16 protein-coding genes are annotated in these 16,472 nt (G+C 71.5%); 8 read left to right on the plus strand and 8 right to left on the minus strand.

Translation table 11 applies throughout. The features are described from left to right. Window positions 1-20: 20 nt before the first annotated feature. Window positions 21-1,190: a cystathionine gamma-synthase gene (locus ACH4RC_RS11310; RefSeq protein ID WP_398198298.1), complete on the plus strand. Its 1,170-nt coding sequence runs from the start codon at window positions 21-23 to the stop codon at window positions 1,188-1,190. Between the two features lie 19 nt (window positions 1,191-1,209). On the opposite strand, the gene ACH4RC_RS11315 is transcribed toward ACH4RC_RS11310, so the two are convergent. The 3 genes from ACH4RC_RS11315 to ACH4RC_RS11325 form a co-directional block, all read right to left on the minus strand. Next, entirely contained in the window at window positions 1,210-1,464 is a 255-nt protein-coding gene (locus ACH4RC_RS11315) for a hypothetical protein (protein WP_398198300.1), read from the minus strand. After that, a complete protein-coding gene (locus ACH4RC_RS11320; RefSeq protein ID WP_398198303.1) occupies window positions 1,461-1,943 on the minus strand; it encodes a sigma factor-like helix-turn-helix DNA-binding protein in 483 nt (160 codons plus the stop codon). Before ACH4RC_RS11320 ends, ACH4RC_RS11315 begins: the two co-directional genes overlap by 4 nt. Before the next feature lie 86 nt (window positions 1,944-2,029). After that, window positions 2,030-2,518 (minus strand): MarR family winged helix-turn-helix transcriptional regulator, encoded by a 489-nt coding sequence (locus ACH4RC_RS11325; protein ID WP_398199170.1) that lies wholly within the window; start codon window positions 2,516-2,518, stop codon window positions 2,030-2,032. A 175-nt stretch (window positions 2,519-2,693) separates the two neighbouring features. Between ACH4RC_RS11325 and ilvA the strand changes: the two genes are divergently transcribed. The 3 genes from ilvA (at window position 2,694) to ACH4RC_RS11340 (ending at window position 6,018) form a co-directional block, all read left to right on the plus strand. Beyond that, window positions 2,694-3,935: a threonine ammonia-lyase gene (ilvA, locus tag ACH4RC_RS11330; protein WP_398198306.1), complete on the plus strand. Its 1,242-nt coding sequence runs from the start codon at window positions 2,694-2,696 to the stop codon at window positions 3,933-3,935. A 215-nt stretch (window positions 3,936-4,150) separates the two neighbouring features. Continuing rightward, window positions 4,151-5,158, plus strand: a complete 1,008-nt coding sequence (locus ACH4RC_RS11335) for an ATP-binding cassette domain-containing protein (protein WP_398198309.1) — start codon at window positions 4,151-4,153, stop codon at window positions 5,156-5,158. Continuing rightward, window positions 5,155-6,018 (plus strand): ABC transporter permease, encoded by an 864-nt coding sequence (locus ACH4RC_RS11340; protein WP_398198311.1) that lies wholly within the window; start codon window positions 5,155-5,157, stop codon window positions 6,016-6,018. The genes ACH4RC_RS11335 and ACH4RC_RS11340 overlap by 4 nt, the downstream gene beginning before the upstream one ends. 82 nt (window positions 6,019-6,100) lie before the next feature. Here ACH4RC_RS11340 and greA read toward each other — a convergent pair whose 3' ends face one another. Both greA and ACH4RC_RS11350 read right to left on the minus strand, forming a co-directional pair. After that, entirely contained in the window at window positions 6,101-6,598 is a 498-nt protein-coding gene (greA, locus tag ACH4RC_RS11345; protein ID WP_394431013.1) for a transcription elongation factor GreA, read from the minus strand. 167 nt (window positions 6,599-6,765) lie between these two features. After that, window positions 6,766-7,173 (minus strand): DUF4307 domain-containing protein, encoded by a 408-nt coding sequence (locus tag ACH4RC_RS11350; RefSeq protein WP_398199171.1) that lies wholly within the window; start codon window positions 7,171-7,173, stop codon window positions 6,766-6,768. A 127-nt stretch (window positions 7,174-7,300) separates the two neighbouring features. Between ACH4RC_RS11350 and mca the strand changes: the two genes are divergently transcribed. The 3 genes from mca to ACH4RC_RS11365 all read left to right on the plus strand — a co-directional run bounded on the left by mca (window position 7,301) and on the right by ACH4RC_RS11365 (window position 9,089). Continuing rightward, complete coding sequence (gene mca, locus ACH4RC_RS11355) at window positions 7,301-8,182, plus strand: mycothiol conjugate amidase Mca (protein ID WP_398198315.1); 882 nt, start codon at window positions 7,301-7,303, stop codon at window positions 8,180-8,182. Then, window positions 8,175-8,426, plus strand: a complete 252-nt coding sequence (locus ACH4RC_RS11360; protein WP_398198319.1) for a hypothetical protein — start codon at window positions 8,175-8,177, stop codon at window positions 8,424-8,426. Before mca ends, ACH4RC_RS11360 begins: the two co-directional genes overlap by 8 nt. A 96-nt stretch (window positions 8,427-8,522) precedes the next feature. Beyond that, a complete protein-coding gene (locus ACH4RC_RS11365; RefSeq protein WP_398199173.1) occupies window positions 8,523-9,089 on the plus strand; it encodes a dihydrofolate reductase family protein in 567 nt (188 codons plus the stop codon). 8 nt (window positions 9,090-9,097) lie between these two features. Here ACH4RC_RS11365 and ACH4RC_RS11370 read toward each other — a convergent pair whose 3' ends face one another. Further along, window positions 9,098-12,307 carry a tetratricopeptide repeat protein gene (locus tag ACH4RC_RS11370; protein WP_398198322.1) on the minus strand — a complete coding sequence of 1,070 codons (3,210 nt, stop codon included), beginning with the start codon at window positions 12,305-12,307 and terminating at the stop codon, window positions 9,098-9,100. A 136-nt stretch (window positions 12,308-12,443) separates the two neighbouring features. On the opposite strand from ACH4RC_RS11370, the gene ACH4RC_RS11375 reads away from it, so the two are divergent. Next, entirely contained in the window at window positions 12,444-14,483 is a 2,040-nt protein-coding gene (locus ACH4RC_RS11375; RefSeq protein ID WP_398198325.1) for a thioredoxin domain-containing protein, read from the plus strand. Window positions 14,484-14,661: 178 nt separating this feature from the next. Here the strand turns inward: ACH4RC_RS11375 and ACH4RC_RS11380 are convergent, their stop codons facing one another. Beyond that, window positions 14,662-15,273 carry a TetR/AcrR family transcriptional regulator gene (locus tag ACH4RC_RS11380; protein ID WP_398198328.1) on the minus strand — a complete coding sequence of 204 codons (612 nt, stop codon included), beginning with the start codon at window positions 15,271-15,273 and terminating at the stop codon, window positions 14,662-14,664. A 242-nt stretch (window positions 15,274-15,515) separates the two neighbouring features. Then, a complete protein-coding gene (locus ACH4RC_RS11385) occupies window positions 15,516-16,199 on the minus strand; it encodes a hemolysin III family protein (RefSeq protein ID WP_398198331.1) in 684 nt (227 codons plus the stop codon). Between the last annotated feature and the right edge of the window lie 273 nt (window positions 16,200-16,472).

The following is a 16,472-nucleotide window of genomic DNA, read 5'->3' on the forward strand; positions in this document are numbered from 1 at the left end:
GCGCACTATTCTCGGGCTCCATGAGCGACACCCACAGCCACAACGACGCCCACCGCGGGTTCGAGACGACCGCCATCCACGCCGGGAACACGGCCGACCCCGTCACCGGCGCCGTCGTCCCGCCGATCTACCAGGTCTCCACGTACAAGCAGGACGGCGTCGGCGGCCTGCGCGGCGGCTACGAGTACAGCCGCAGCGCCAACCCGACCCGCACCGCCCTGGAGGAGAACCTGGCCGCGATCGAGGGCGGCCGCCGCGGTCTGGCCTTCGCCTCGGGGCTCGCCGCCGAGGACTGCCTGCTGCGCACGCTGCTGAGCCCCGGCGACCATGTCGTGATTCCGAACGACGCCTATGGCGGCACGTTCCGCCTGTTCGACAAGGTCGTCTCGCGGTGGGGTGTCGAGTGGTCCGTCGCCGACACCGGCGACGTCGACGCCGTGCGCGCCGCGATCACCCCGAAGACCAAGGCCGTCTGGGTCGAGACGCCCTCGAACCCGCTCCTCGGCATCACCGACATCGCCGCCGTCGCCCAGGTGGCCCGCGAGGCCGGTGTCCGCCTGGTCGTCGACAACACCTTCGCCAGCCCCTACCTCCAGCAGCCGCTCGCGCTCGGCGCGGACGTCGTCGTGCACTCGATGACCAAGTACATGGGCGGGCACTCGGACGTCGTGGGCGGCGCCCTCGTCGTGAACGACCAGACGCTCGCCGACGAGCTCGCCTACCACCAGAACGCCATGGGCGCCGTGTGCGGTCCGTTCGACGCCTGGCTCGTCCTGCGCGGCATCAAGACGCTGTCCGTCCGCATGGACCGGCACAGCGAGAACGCCGCCGGGGTGGTCGAGATGCTCGGCCGCCACCCCCGCGTCACCCACGTCCTCTACCCGGGGCTGCCCGAGCACCCGGGGCACGAGGTCGCCGCCAAGCAGATGAAGGCGTTCGGCGGCATGGTCTCGTTCCGCGTCGAGGGCGGCGAGGAAGCGGCCGTCGAGGTCTGCAACCGGGCGAAGGTCTTCACCCTCGGTGAGTCCCTGGGCGGCGTCGAGTCCCTCATCGAGCACCCGGGCCGCATGACGCACGCGTCGGTCGCGGGCTCGCTCCTGGAGGTCCCCGCCGACCTCGTCCGCCTGTCGGTGGGCATCGAGTCGATCGACGACCTGCTGGCCGACCTCCAGCAGGCCCTGGACAACTGACCGCTGTAAGTACTGAGGGTCACCAGCCGGTCAACGGTGGAGTCGTCGTGTCCGGCGGCTCCACCCACGGCCGCGCCGTCGTCGCCCAGACGACGAACGCCACCACCGCCGCGCACAGCAGCAACCACAGCACCCGCCGCGCCACCTGGCGACGCCGCAGCGTACGGCCGCCCCTGCGCATCGCCTCCGCGCCAAGGCCGGTCGGCACGACGGGCGGCGGCGCCGCGTCGAGCACCGCGCGCACCGTGGCCTCCGTACGCTCCTGAAGACTCATGCCGGGGCCGCCCCGGGCAGCTCCGCCCTCGGCGCCGGGCCGCGCGGCGGGTGCAGGACGAGCGCCATCGCGCGCGCGTGCACCGCCCGTACACGCTCAACGGGCAGCCCGAGCAGCGCGGCGACCTGCTCCTCGCCGATGCCCTCGAAGAGCCGTAGGACGAGGACGAGGCGCTCCTGCGGGGCCAGATGGGCGAGGACGCCGCCGTGCGCGCGGTGCTGGTGCCACGCCCCGCGCGCGAATCGGACGCCTAGTTCCTTGCGGGCGCAGTCGTAGGGATCCTCGCCCCGAAGACGGTCCCAGGAGGCGTACGTACGGGCGAGTGCGGCCGTGAGCAGCTTCCGCGCGCGCGGGTTGGCGTCGTGCGGCTCCGCGGTGAGCAGCGTCGCGGCATGCAGCAGCCGCCCTGCCGCGCCCGCGACGAACGCCTCGAACTCGCGGGCCCGGCGGGCGTTCCTCGACGCCTGCCGTTCGCGCACGCTTCATATGAGGCCCGCCGCGGCCCCCTGGTCAAGAGGCGGGGACCGCGGCGGTACGTACGGGGCACTTACGGGGTACGCGTGCCTCAGGAGGTGGCCGGGGGCGCCGCCTGGTTCGACTGGCGTGCGGAGAGGGCCGAATTGAAGCGCGAGAGGAGCGCACAGAACTGCTCGCGCTCCTGCGGCTCCCACTCCTCCGTCAACTGCGCCATCAGTTCCCGTCGCGACGAGCGGACCTCGTCGAGCCGGGAGAGACCGCGCGGGGACAGCTGGAGCACGACGGCGCGGCCGTCCTCCGGGTGCGAGGTGCGCTTGACGAGGCCGGTGTCGACGAGCGGGGCGACCTGACGCGTCACCGTCGAGGAGTCGATCCCCATGCTCGACGCGAGCGCCTTGACGCCCATCGGGCCTTCCTTGTCGAGGCGGTTGAGCAGCAGATACGCGGCACGGTCCATCGAGTTGCGCACCTGCCCGACCCCGCCGAGCCGGGTCTGTTCGGCGCGACGGGCGAAGACCGCCACCTCGTGCTGCAGCGTTTCGAGGAGGCCGGTGTCGCCGGCGGTCGTCATGTCCATCGTTTCCTGTGGTGTGGGCATGGCCGGGGGCTCACTTCATGCGTGGGTGGTGGATTGCACTGGATTGGGGCACAGGGTACGCGGCGAAAGCGCTGGCCGTACCTGCGCTGCGCAATCCGGTCTCGGAGCGTGAACATCCCGGGAGACCCACGCCGTGAGCTGCGAGACTTCCGTCATGAGCTACAACGCGTCTGACTCCTTGCCGCAGCCTCTGCCCGCCGTGACCCTCGATGACGTACTCGGCGCCCAGAAGATGCTCTCCGGGGTGGCGCGGATGACCTCCATGGCCCACAGCCACCACCTCTCCCAGCTGGCCGGCACGCCCGTCCACCTCAAATGCGAGAACCTCCAGCGGACCGGCTCCTTCAAGCTGCGCGGCGCCTACGTGCGCATCGCCGGGCTGCTCCCCGAGGAGCGGGCCGCCGGTGTCGTCGCCGCGAGCGCGGGCAACCACGCGCAGGGCGTGGCCCTCGCCTCCTCACTCCTCGGCGTGCGCGCCACGGTGTTCATGCCCGTCGGCGCGCCCCTGCCGAAGGTCGCCGCGACCCGCGACTACGGCGCCGAGGTACGGCTGCACGGGCAGGTGGTCGACGAGACGCTCGCCGCCGCGCAGGAGTACGCGCGCGAGACCGGCGCCGTCTTCATCCACCCCTTCGACCACCCGGACATCGTCGCGGGCCAGGGCACGCTCGGCCTGGAGATCCTGGAGCAGTGCCCGGAGGTCCGCACCGTCGTCGTCGGGATCGGCGGCGGCGGGCTCGCGGCGGGCGTCGCCGTCGCGGTCAAGGCGCTGCGCCCGGACGTGAAGGTCATCGGCGTACAGGCGGCCGGCGCGGCCGCCTACCCGCCCTCCCTGGAGGCAGGCCGCCCCGTCTCGGTCCCCAACCCGGCGACCATGGCCGACGGCATCAAGGTGGGCCGCCCCGGCGACGTCCCCTTCGCGCTCGTACGCGGCCTGGTCGACGAGGTCCGTACGGTGTCGGAGGACCACCTCGCGAGCGCGCTGCTGCTCTGCCTGGAGCGGGCCAAGATGGTCGTCGAACCGGCGGGCGCCAGCCCCGTGGCGGCGCTCCTGAGCGAGCCGGACGCCTTCGAGGGCCCGGTCGTCGCGCTCCTTTCCGGGGGCAACGTCGACCCGCTCCTGATGCAGCGCGTCCTCACCCACGGCATGGCGGCGGCGGGCCGCTACCTCTCGCTGCGGGTGCGTCTCACCGACCGGCCCGGCGCCCTGGCCTCCATCGCGGAGGTGTTGTCAGTGGCGGACGCTAACGTCCTGAACGTGGGCCACGTACGGACCGATCCCCGGCTCGGGCTCACGGAGGCGGAGGTGGAGCTGCACCTGGAGACGAAGGGTCCCGCACACTGCGCCGAGGTCGGGGCGGCGTTGCGGGAGGCGGGTTACACGGTCATCGGCTGACCGGGAGCGACCGCGCCGCCGCACCACGAGGAAACCCGTTGAGACGACCGGCAGGGAAACCGGTTGAGAGACGCGATACATCGCGTTACTGTGTGCGCCGCGTCACCTGATTGCCGGACACGGACACCTCGGCGAAACTAAAATTTCCGCACATAAACGCATAGGCACCAACAAGGCACCACCAAGGCACCACCCACCAACCCATGGGGGAACCAATGCCAGGCGCCATCTACGCCGAAGGTCTGGTGAAGACCTTCGGCGATGTAAGGGCCTTGGACGGCGTCGATCTGGACGTACCAGAAGGCACCGTCCTGGGCCTGCTCGGACCGAACGGAGCGGGCAAGACCACGGCCGTCCGCTGCCTGACCACGCTGCTGACACCGGACAGCGGCAAGGCGGTCGTCGCGGGCATCGACGTACTGAAGAACCCGAACGAGGTGCGGCGCTCGATCGGCCTGTCCGGCCAGTTCGCCGCGGTCGACGAGTATCTGACCGGCCGGGAGAACCTGCAGATGGTCGGCCAGCTCTACCAGATGCGGGCCAAGCAGGCGAAGGCGCGGGCCGGGGAACTGCTCGAGCGGTTCAACCTCGCGGACGCCGCCGACCGCCCCTCCAAGACGTACTCCGGCGGCATGCGCCGCCGCCTCGACCTCGCGGCCGCGCTCGTCGTCTCGCCGCCGGTCATGTTCATGGACGAGCCGACCACCGGGCTCGACCCGCGCAACCGGCAGCAGCTGTGGGAGGTCATCCAGGAGCTGGTGGCAGGCGGCACGACGCTGCTGCTCACCACCCAGTACCTGGAGGAGGCCGACCACCTGGCGCACGACATCTGTGTCGTCGACCACGGCCGCGTCATCGCGCGCGGCACCTCCGACCAGCTCAAGGCCCAGACCGGCGGCGAGCGCGTCGAGGTCGTCGTGCACGAGCGCGAGCACATCGACACCGCCCACCAGATCCTGGCCGGCTTCGGCAAGGGCGAGGCCACCGTCGAGCAGCACACCCGCAAGCTGACCGTCCCGGTCACCGGCGGCGCCAAGCTGCTCGCCGAGGTCATCCGCGAGCTCGACGCGCGCGGCATCGAGATCGACGACATCGCCCTGCGCCGCCCGACCCTGGACGACGTGTTCATCTCCCTCACGGGCCACGTGGCGGAGGAGAAGCCGGAGGACGCGCCGGGCGCCGGGGAACCCGGTCCGCGCAAGACCGAGGAGGCCCGCTCATGAGCGCCGTCACCGAGAGCGTGCGCGTCCCGCGCGCGGCGGGCGGCATCGGGCAGTCCGTCCGGGACTCCCTGGTCGTCGCCAAGCGCAACCTGATCCGGATGACCAGGATCCCCGAGATGATCCTCTTCGGGGTCATCCAGCCGGTGATGTTCGTGGTCCTCTTCACGTACGTCTTCGGCGGCTCCATCAACATCCCGGGGGCGCCCGCCGGCAGCGCGAGCGCCTACAAGGAATTCCTGATGGCGGGCATCTTCGCGCAGACCGTCACCTTCGCCACGGCGGGGGCGGGCGCGGGTATCGCCGACGACATGCACAAGGGCCTCATCGACCGGTTCCGCTCGCTGCCCATGGCGCGCGGCGCCGTCCTGACCGGCCGCACGCTGGCCGACCTGGTGCAGACGGCCGTGACGCTGGCCGTCCTCGCCGTCGTGGCCGTGCTCGTCGGCTGGCGCACGCACGAGAGCTTCGGCGAGGTCCTCGCCGGGTTCGGCCTGCTCCTGCTGCTCGGCTACGCGTTCACCTGGATCGGCGCGCTGATCGGCCTGTCCGTGCGTACCCCCGAGGCGGCGACCTCGGGCGGCCTGATCTGGCTGTTCCCGCTGACCTTCATCTCGAACGCGTTCGTCCCGGTGAACGGCATGCCGAAGTTCCTGCAGTACGTCGCCGAGTGGAACCCGTTCAGCGCCACGGTCGCGGCGGCCCGCGAGCTCTTCGGCAACACGATCGAGGGCGTGCCGAAGTCGGTCACCGGCGCGTGGCCGATGGAGCACCCGGTGTGGGCGTCCCTGATCTGGTCCGTCCTGATCATCCTGTTCTTCCGCACCCTCGCGGTCCGCAAGTACCGCAACGCATCGGCCTGAGCGGCGCGTATCGCGGTGCATGACGAGGCCCCGGAGCCGATCCGCGCTCCGGGGCCTCCTCACACGTACAACGCCGGAGGCGTCAGCCGCTGTACGGCTCCGCCTTGAGGATCTTGACCATGGCGAACTTGCCGTTCGGCAGCTCGTACTGGGCGTCCTCGCCGACCTTCTTGCCGTTCACGCCCGTGCCCAGCGGCGACTGCGGCGAGTACGTCTCGATGTCGGAGCTCGCGTACTCGCGGGAGGCGAGCAGGAAGCTCATGGTGTCGTCCTCGTCGCCGTCGAAAGCGATCGTGACGACCATGCCGGGGGCGACGACACCGCTGGCCGCGGGCGCCTCACCGACCTTGGCCTTCTCCAGGAGCTGAGTCAGCTGGCGGATGCGGAGCTCCTGCTTGCCCTGCTCCTCCTTGGCCGCGTGGTACCCGCCGTTCTCCCGCAGGTCGCCCTCCTCGCGCGCAGCGGCGATCTTCTGCGTGACTTCCTCGCGCGCGGGACCAGACAGGTACGCCAGCTCGTCCTTGAGCTTGGTGTACGCCTCCTGCGTCAGCCAGGTGACGTCTTCGCTGGTCTGGGTCACAGGTCGCTCCTCGTAGGTACTGGGAAATAAAAAGCATCGCCCTACCCAGAAGGATGTTCCCTTACGGGTGGGCGAAACCACGAGCCTAACAATTCCCCGGTCGTAGGGGGAGGACATATGGCCGCGAATTTACGACCGTGCAGGTCAGCCGCGGGAGTCGGGCGACGTCAGTCGGCGTGGCAGCCGATCAGCTCCGCGCTCGTGCCCCGGCCGCCCGTCGTGCGCAGCGTGACGACCTTGTCGATGCGGTCCTCGTGCGCGGTGAAGCGGAAGTCGGCGCGGCCGACCTCGGCGCCGTCCGCGGCCTGCGAGCGGACCGTGCAGTAGCCGCTCGCGTCGGTGTCCTTGCGGATCTCCAGGTGGACCTTGACGTTGTCGGAGTACGTCTTGAAGGCGATGACCTCGCCGCTGAACTTGTTGCCGCCCACGTAGTACCAGCCGAACCAGCACATCATCGCGGCGAACAGGGTGCCGAGGACGATCGCGGCGATCTTCAGCTTCCGGTCGGCGCGGGCGTCGGCCGAGCGCGACGATCCGTAGCGGCCCTCGGGCAGCTGCTGCACGGCGCTCATCAGCCAGTTCCTCTCGCAACGCCCGCCTGGGTCCGGGCACCGGAATTTTCCGCCCCCCGGTTCGGTCACTATAGAAGCGCCCAACGCGCCGAATCACACCAGGGCGCCTTAATTCACCAAGGATCTTGTCTTGACTGAGCAGCTGCGACTGATGGCCGTTCACGCCCACCCCGACGACGAGTCGTCGAAGGGCGCGGCCACCATGGCCAAGTACGTGTCCGAGGGGGTGGACGTGCATGTCGTGACCTGCACGGGAGGCGAGCGCGGCTCGATCCTCAACCCGAAGCTCCAGGGGGACAAGTACATCGAGGAGCACATCCACGAGGTACGCAGGAAGGAGATGGAGGAGGCCCGCGAGATCCTCGGCGTCAAGCAGGACTGGCTCGGCTTCGTCGACTCGGGCCTTCCCGAGGGCGACCCGCTGCCGCCGCTGCCCGAGGGCTGCTTCGCCCTGGAGGACGTGGACCACGCGGCCGGACGCCTGGTCCGCCAGATCCGGTCCTTCCGCCCCCAGGTCATCACCACGTACGACGAGAACGGCGGCTACCCGCACCCCGACCACATCATGACCCACAAGATCACGATGGTGGCGTTCGACGGTGCGGCCGACGCGGAGAAGTACCCCGAGGACGAGTTCGGCCCGGTCTTCCAGCCGAGCAAGCTCTACTACAACCAGGGCTTCAACCGGCCCCGCACCGAGGCCCTGCACAACGCCATGATCACGCGCGGCCTGGAGTCGCCGTACGCGGACTGGCTCAAGCGCTGGGACGAGTTCGAGCGGGTCGAGCGCACGCTGACCACGCACGTTCCGTGCGCCGAGTTCTTCGAGATCCGCGACAAGGCGCTGATCGCGCACGCCACGCAGATCGATCCGGACGGCGGCTGGTTCCGCGTACCCATGGAGGTCCAGAAGGAGGTCTGGCCGACCGAGGAGTACGAGCTGGCCAGGTCTCTTGTCGATACGTCCCTCCCCGAGGACGACCTCTTCGCCGGCGTCCGTCACAATGCCTGATGTGACATCGAATCTGGCATTGACCCATCTCGTCCCTCTTGCCGCGCAGGAGGTCGACGAGAACAAGGTGACTCCGGGCGTGCTCGGGTTCATCGTCTTCGCCGTGATGGCGCTCGCCGTCTGGGGCCTGATGAAGTCGATGAACCGGCACATGGGCAAGGTCGACTTCAAGGAGAAGGCGGGCCCCGGCACCGAGCCGGCCGGCGCGACCGGCTCCGGCAAGGCGTCGTCCGACCGCGCGTAGCCGAGTCCGCCGAGGCTTCGGGGCGGCCCGCGATGAGTTTCGCGGGCGCGCCCGGTCGTCACAGGTATGAGCCCTTCAGGCACGAGCCCCGTAATGATGCACGCGGTCGTCTCCGTGGACGGTTTCATCGCCGACGCCGAGGACCAGGTCGGACCGCTGTTCGACTGGTACGGCAACGGCGACACGCCGCTCGGCGACGGCGGCGGCTTCCGGATATCCAGAGCCTCCGCCGACTACACACAGCCGATGTGGGACAGCCTCGGCGTGACGGTCATGGGCCGCCATCTGTTCGACCTCACTAACGGCTGGGACGCGAAGCCCCCGGCCGGCGAACACGTCGTCGTGGTCTCCCACCGCCCCCGCCCGCGGGGGTGGCACCCCGAGGCGTCGCACTACCACTTCGCGACCGATGTCGCCGAGGCCGTCGCCCGCGCCAAACGGCTCGCGGGCGACCGCGCCGTCGCGATCACCGCGGGCGACATCGGCGGCCAGGCCCTCGCCCTCGGCCTGGTCGACGTCGTGGCGATGGACGTGGTCCCGGTCGTCTTCGGCACCGGCAAGCGCTACTTCGGCCCCGTCGAGGGCCGGCAGCTCCTGGCCGACCCGCACGTGGTGATCCAGGGCGACCGGGTGCTGCATCTGCAGTACCGGGTGCGCACATAGGCGGTACGTCACTGCTGGGCCGCGCTCTCCGGCACCCCCATCACATCCCGCGCATGCCGGTTCGGGACCATGCCCAGGCGCCAGGCCTGCCAGCCCGCGTCCAGATCGATGCCGCGTTCGAGGAGCAGGGCGTACGCGCCGAGGTAGTCGTCAAGTCTGCCGTCGCGCGCCGGGTTCGGGGTGCGGGCGAGCTGGGAGAGCTCCTCCTGGGCGACCGCCGCGCCGATCTCCGAGCCGCCCGGCGACGCGTACGGCAGGAGCGTGCAGCGCAGGAACGCGGCCCAGTCCTCGCCGCGCCGGTCGCCGTACGAGGCGAAGAGCGCCGCCGCTTCCTCGCAGAGGGTCATCGCCTGCTGGAGCCGGGCGTTGCCCGCGTCGACGATCGCCAGCTCCAGGCACGTCCACGCCTCGCCGTGCGCGACGCCGATGCGCTGGAAGTCGGCGCGGGCGTCGACCAGGAGCTGCCGGGCGAAGCCGGAGTTGCGCAGGGAGCCCGTCTGCGCCGCCCGCTGGTCACGGGTGACCCGCGCCGAGTGGTGCCGGGCGCACGCGAGACCGTAGACGTCGCGCATCCGGGAGAACATCGTGCGGGCGCGCTCCAGCTCGCGCACCGCCTGGTTCAGGTCGCCGGTCTCCTCCAGGGCCTGGCCGAGGTAGTAGTGGGTCCAGGCCACGCCGCGCGCGTCCTCGTTCTCCTGGTGGCGCGAGACCGCCTGGCGCAGGTCGTCCACCGCCGCGGACGCGTCGCCGTCGACCAGCCGGACCCGGGCCAGCTGGGTCAGCGCCCACGCCTCGCCGCGGGCGTCGCGCGTCCGCCCGTACAGGCCGAGGGCCGAGCGCAGCTCGCGGTCCGCGCGCGGCAGGTCGCCCATGCGCAGACAGAGCTGCCCGAGCTGGAAGTGCGCCCAGGCCTCGCCGTGCAGCGACTCGTTCTCCCGGTGCAGGACGAGCGCGTCGGTGAGCAGGGCGAGGGACTCGTGGACGTGGGCGCGGTCGCGCTCGACGGCTGCCAGCGCGTGCAGCGTCCAGCCGCGGTCGCCGCGCGTCTCGGGTGTGGTCTGGAGGCCGAGCGCCTCCCGCAGCTTGGCGGTCGCGTCCGTGAGCTGGCCCTGGTGGTGCAGCGTGATGCCGAGCGAGCACAGGGCGCGGGCCTCGCCCGCCTGGTGGTGGGCCTCCCGGTACAGATCGACCACCGACGTCAGCGTCGTACGCGCCTTGTCCAGCTCGCCGAGCTGGCGGGCCGCGATACCCGTACGCCACTGGACCGAGCGCACGAGCAGCCCCTGGTCGATGGCTTGCGTCAGCTCGCTGATCTCGCCGAGGCGGTAGAGGTCGCCGCGCAGCAGGCAGTAGTCGCACAGCGCGCCGAGCAGGCCGAGGACCGCCTCCTGGCTGACGCCCTCCGCGTGGCGCAGCGCCGCCGTGATGAAGCTCGACTCGTCGTCCAGCCAGCGCAGCGCCGCGTCGAGGGAGGTGAAGCCGTGCGGGCCCGGCTGACCCGCTCGGGTGGACATGTTGCCGTCGACCAGGCGGATCACCGAGTCAGCGAGATCGGCGTAGTTCTGGATCAGGCGCTCCTGCGCCGCCGTGCGCTCGGCCGGCTCCTCCTCGTCCGCGAGGCGGGCCTGCGCGAAGGCGCGCACCAGGTCGTGCAGGCGGTAGCGGTCGCCCCGGACATGGTCGATCAGGCCCGCCCGCGACAAGGCCGTCAGATGGCGGGCGGCGTCCTGTTCGCCCGTCGCGAGGAGCGCGGCTGCGGCGCCCGCGCCGAGCGAGGCGCGCCCGGCCAGCGCGAGCCTGCGCAGGAGGCGGCGGGCCGCGTCGGACTGGTCGGTGTAGCGCAGCCACAGAACGCGCTCGACGGGTTCGACAGGCCCGTACGCGCTCAGATCGGCGGCCAGCCGGCGTGTCGTACGGGGCCCGATCGCGGACCCCGCGATCCGCAGGGCCAGCGGGAGGCCGCCGCACAACTCCCGCACCTCGTCGTCCGCCTCGGCGTCGTAGGGCCCGTCGGCGTCCTCCGCGGCCTCCCGCAGCAACTCCTCCGCTCCGGCCGCGTCCAGCGCCTCGACCGGGAGCTGGTGCACCCATGCCGGGACCGACTCGGGGAGTTCGAGCGGCTTGCGCGAGGTGACGATGACGAGACTGTCGGACCGCTCCGGGATCAACGTACGCACCTGCTCGGCGTCGGCGGCGTCATCGAGCACGATCGCCACCGGGAGCCCGGTCAGATGCTGGTGGTACAGCTCGCTCAACCGCTTGCTCTGCTGGTCGGGGGAGGACCGCTCCCGGAACAGCAGCTGTTCGCGCGGCGCCCCGAGCCGGTTGAGGAGGTGCAGCAGCGCGTCCCGCGTCATCAGCGGCGCCGCGTCGGCCCGGTCCCCGCGCAGGTCCACCACGCACGCACCGCGGAACTGGTCCCGCAGCTCGTGCGCCGCCCGCACCGCCAGCGTCGTACGCCCCGAACCGGGCGCCCCGTGCAGGACCACGACCGTCGGCCGCGTCTCCGTACTGGCCCGCGCCGCGTGCACCCACTGCGCGATCCGCGCCATGGCGGCCCGCCGCCCCGCGAACGGCCCCCCGGGGACGGGCAGTTGCCCGAACGACTGCTCGAGGACGCTGCGCCGCCGAGCCGCCGCGCTCTTGTCGGTCCGCCGCGCGCCCGGCCCCGCCGTCTTCTTGGTCGTACCGGTGCTGGCCGCGAAGACCCGCTGCTGATCCAGGAACGGCCGGATGCCCCGCACCTCGAGGGCGGTCAGCCACTGCAACCGCAACTGCTCCGGCCCGCCCGGCTGGTTCAACGCGCCCGCGCTGCGGCTGGCCGCCGGCAGATGCGAGGCGGTCACCTTGGCGACGGTGGTGGCGGCCCCGAGCACGGCGACGGCCGCCCCCGCACCCACGGCGACCCCGGTCCCGGCCCCGAGCGCCAGATCGGCGACGACGGCGGTGACGGCCCCGACCCCCGCCACCAGCAACGGGGTCGACCCGCCCTCCTTGGCGAACCGCTCCCCGAACGTCATCCGCCCGGCCGCCGCCTCGTCGAGCGCCCTCGTGTACGCGGCGTACTCCTCGCCGGCGGTCCGCCCCATGGCATCGAGCGCGCTCTTGGCCCGGCCGAGCAGCACACCCCCGTCCGTCCGCCCGCCCGAACGCCGGACCTCCTCCTCCACGGCCCGGGCCAACAGCCGCTCGGCCTCCGCCCGGTGGCTGTCTCGCATCTTCGGTCCCCCTCCGGTGGTGACATTTCCGGGTCAAGTGTCCTGCCTACGGGGTGACGGCGCGAGGGGCCCGGCGATCAAAGACACGTCCGTGGGCACGACATGTCCGTGGCGGACATGGGTGAGGATGGGAGGCATGCCGAACCGACTGGCCCATGAGACGTCCCCCTACCTCCTCCAGCACGCCGACAACCCGGTGGACTGGTGGCCCTGGTCGGCCGAGGCCTTCGCGGAGGCGCGGCGGCGGGGGGTGCCGGTGCTGCTCAGCGTCGGATACTCCAGCTGTCACTGGTGCCATGTCATGGCACACGAGAGCTTCGAGGACGACGCCACCGCCGCCGTCATCAACGACAACTTCGTCAGCGTCAAGGTCGACCGCGAGGAGCGCCCCGACGTCGACGCCGTCTACATGGAGGCCGTGCAGGCCGCCACCGGGCACGGTGGCTGGCCCATGACCGTGTTCCTGACGCCGGACGCCGAGCCGTTCTACTTCGGTACGTACTTCCCGCCGGAGCCGAGGCACGGGATGCCGTCGTTCACGCAGGTGCTGCAAGGGGTGCGGGACGCGTGGACGGACCGGCGCGGGGAGGTCGCCGAGGTCGCCGGGAAGATCACGCAGGATCTCGCGGGGCGGCAGCTCGGGCTCCCGGACACGGGCGTGCCCGGTGAGAACGAGCTGGCGCAGGCGTTGCTCGGCCTCACGCGGGAGTACGACGCCTCGCACGGCGGGTTCGGCGGGGCGCCCAAGTTCCCGCCGTCCATGGTCGTCGAGTTCCTGCTGCGGCACCATGCCAGGACCGGCGCCGAGGGCGCGCTCCAGATGGCCGTCGACACGTGTGAGCACATGGCGCGCGGCGGGATCTACGACCAGCTCGGGGGCGGGTTCGCGCGGTACTCCGTGGACCGCGAGTTCGTCGTGCCGCACTTCGAGAAGATGCTGTACGACAACGCTCTGCTGTGCCGTGCCTACGCGCACCTGTGGCGTTCGACCGGCTCTGAGCAGGCCAAGCGCGTGGCCCTGGAGACCGCCGACTTCATGGTGCGTGAACTGCGGACGAACGAGGGCGGGTTCGCCTCCGCGCTCGATGCCGACAGCGAGGACCCGGCGAGCGGGAAGCACGTCGAGGGCGCCTACTACGTGTGGACGCCCGAGCAGTTGGGCGAGGTGCTCGGCGCGGCGGACGGGGCTGTCGCCGCCCGGTACTTCGGGGTCACCGAGGAGGGGACCTTCGAGGAGGGCGCCTCCGTGCTGCAACTGCCGCAGGGCGACGAGGTGTTCGACGCCGAGCAGATCGAGCGGATCCGGCAGCGGCTGCGTGAGGCGCGCGCCGAGCGGCCCGCTCCGGGGCGTGACGACAAGATCGTCGCCGCCTGGAACGGGCTCACGATCGCCGCTCTCGCGGAGACCGGCGCCTACTTCGGCCGGCAGGATCTCGTGGACGCCGCCGTCGGCGCGGGGGATCTGCTGGTGCGGCTGCACATGGACCCCCTCGCACGCATCTCCCGTACCAGTAAGGACGGGAAGGCCGGCGCCAACAGCGGGGTGCTGGAGGACTACGCCGATGTCGCCGAAGGGTTCCTCGCGCTGGCCGGTGTGACCGGGGAGGGGGTGTGGCTGGAGTTCGCCGGGTTCCTGCTCGATCACGTCCTCGACCGGTTCGTGGATCCGGAGAGCGGTGCCCTCTACGACACCGCCGTCGACGCCGAGCGGCTGATCCGGCGGCCCCAGGACCCGACCGACAACGCCACCCCGTCCGGCTGGACCGCCGCCGCCGGAGCGCTGCTCTCGTACGCGGCCCACACCGGCAGCGAGCCCCACCGCACGGCCGCCGAGAAGGCGCTCGGCGTCGTCAAGGCGCTCGGCCCGCGCGCCCCGCGCTTCATCGGCAACGGACTCGCGGTCGCCGAGGCGCTGCTCGACGGGCCCCGCGAGATCGCCGTGGTCGGGGAGGTCGGCGGGCGCATGCACCACGCCGCGCTCACCGGGACGGCGCCCGGCGCGGTCGTCGCCGCGGGCCCCGAGGGCGGCGACGAACTCCCGCTCCTCGCCGGCCGGCCGGCGATCGAGGACCGCGACACCGCGTACGTGTGCCGGCACTTCGTGTGTGACGCGCCGGTGAACGACGTCGACCGGCTCGGCCGGATGCTGACCGAGCCCTCACGGCAGCAGCCGTAGCGGCGGCGGCCGTGGCAGCGCTAAGCGCTCCGCTGGAAGTGCCGCGCCAGGTATTCGGCCGACCGCGGCGCCGTCGTGGCTGGTCGCGCAGTTCCCCGCGCCCCTTCGGGGCGCTGCCGAACAGCGACGTACTTCGCCCGACCGGCATGGTCGCCCGGCCTCGAAAGGGGCCGGGCGGTCACAACCCGTGTTGCAGCGTGTCCAGCGCCCGTACCGACAGCTCCCGCAGGTCCATGCCCTCGTCGCCGTGTTCGGCCCAGTACATCGTGGCCTCCATGAGCGCGCCGACGACCGACATCGCGTAGACCCGGACCTCCAGGTCCCCCGCGTCGCGGCCGGTGCGATCGGCGAGGACGCGGCACACCATCCGACCGGTGACGGACATCGACTCCATCATCCGGGAGCGCACCGCGGGCACCTCCACCTGGAGGCGGGTGCGCAACCGGGTGACCTCGGCGTCCTCGCTCTCCAGGGCGAGCTGGAGGCTGTGGTCGATGACGTGCCGCAGGGAGTCGATGAGCGACTCGTCCGCCGGCCGTGCCCGCAGTTCCCGCTCCAGGACCGGGTCGAACTCGTCGGTGAGGACGATGTCCTCCTTGGTCGGGAAGTAGCGGAACACGGTGGACGGCGACACCTCGGCTGCCTCGGCGATCTGCTCGACCGTCGTCGTGTCGTACCCCTGCTCCGCGATCAGGCGGTACGTCGCCTCACGGATCGCCAGACGGGTCTTGAGCTTCTTGCGTTCCCGGAGCCCGAGTCTGGCTTCCGGGGTCTGTGCCGAGGCCTCCATGACCGTCATTGTCGGGTATCCGCGCTGATCGGGGCCACCTCGGTACCGGACGTGGTGCGCGGCGCGGGGGCCCCGTCCCTGGCATGAGCACCGCCGTTACGCGGCGTCCGCCGATACCGCGAGGGCCCGCTCGCCGAGCCGGTCGGCGACGGCGTGCGCAGGGCGGCGCCGAGCGCGCTGCCGGTCTGCCGCACCGTGCTGAGCGGCCCCGAGCAGCGGCCCTGCTGGAGCAGGTGGGGCGTCTACCCGTGCTGGTACGCCACCAGCGAGATGCCGACGTAGTGCGTCACGAACGCCGCCAGGGTCAGCGAGTGGAACACCTCGTGGAAGCCGAACCAGCGGGGCGAGGGGTTCGGCTTCTTGATGCCGTAGATGACACCGCCCGCGCTGTAGAGCAGCCCGCCCACGACCACCAGGACGAGCACCGCGACCCCGCCGGCCCGCATGAAGTCGGGCAGGAAGAAGACCGCCGCCCAGCCCATCGCGATGTAGCACGGCGTGTAGAGCCAGCGCGGGGCGCCGACCCAGAAGACGCGGAAGGCGATGCCCGCCGCGGCCGCCACCCAGATGCCCCACAGCAGCGCGTCGCCCTTGGAGTCCGGCAGCAGGAGCATGGTCAGCGGCGTGTAGGTGCCCGCGATGATCAGGAAGATGTTGGCGTGGTCGAGGCGGCGCAGGACGCCGTCCGCGCGCGGCCCCCAGTTGCCGCGGTGGTAGAGCGCGCTCACGCCGAACAGCAGGCAGGCCGTCAGGACGAAGATGCCGCAGGCGACGCGGCCCCGTGTGGAGTCCGCCAGGGCCGTCAGGAAGAGGCCGGCGATCAGCACGGCGGGGAACATGCCCGCGTGCAGCCAGCCGCGCAGTTTCGGCTTCAGCAAGGAGGGCTGCGCGGTGGGGACTTCGGGCTGCTCGGCGGTGACGCTCATGGCTCGCATCGTACCTACGTGACCGTAGGTGCTGGATATGGAAGGCATCAGTTCTCGCCAGGGGGCTGTCCCGAAGTCCTGATCCATAAGCGTCGCGCGGCGCCCGGAACGAGTGGTGATGCTCACGTCGCTCAAGTGTGAGCCCCCCTGGACAGATGGGCGAAAGCGTCCGATGATCATATGAGTGCGGTCGGCACCGGATGAGCGCTCACTGGGATCCAGTGGAACGGGAGGCGCGGCGTCCGGGTCGCGGCCCCCACGGGGCAACCAACA

Source organism: Streptomyces sp. NPDC016845 (assembly GCF_044332585.1).
In the GTDB taxonomy this organism is placed as follows: Bacteria; Actinomycetota; Actinomycetes; order Streptomycetales; family Streptomycetaceae; genus Streptomyces.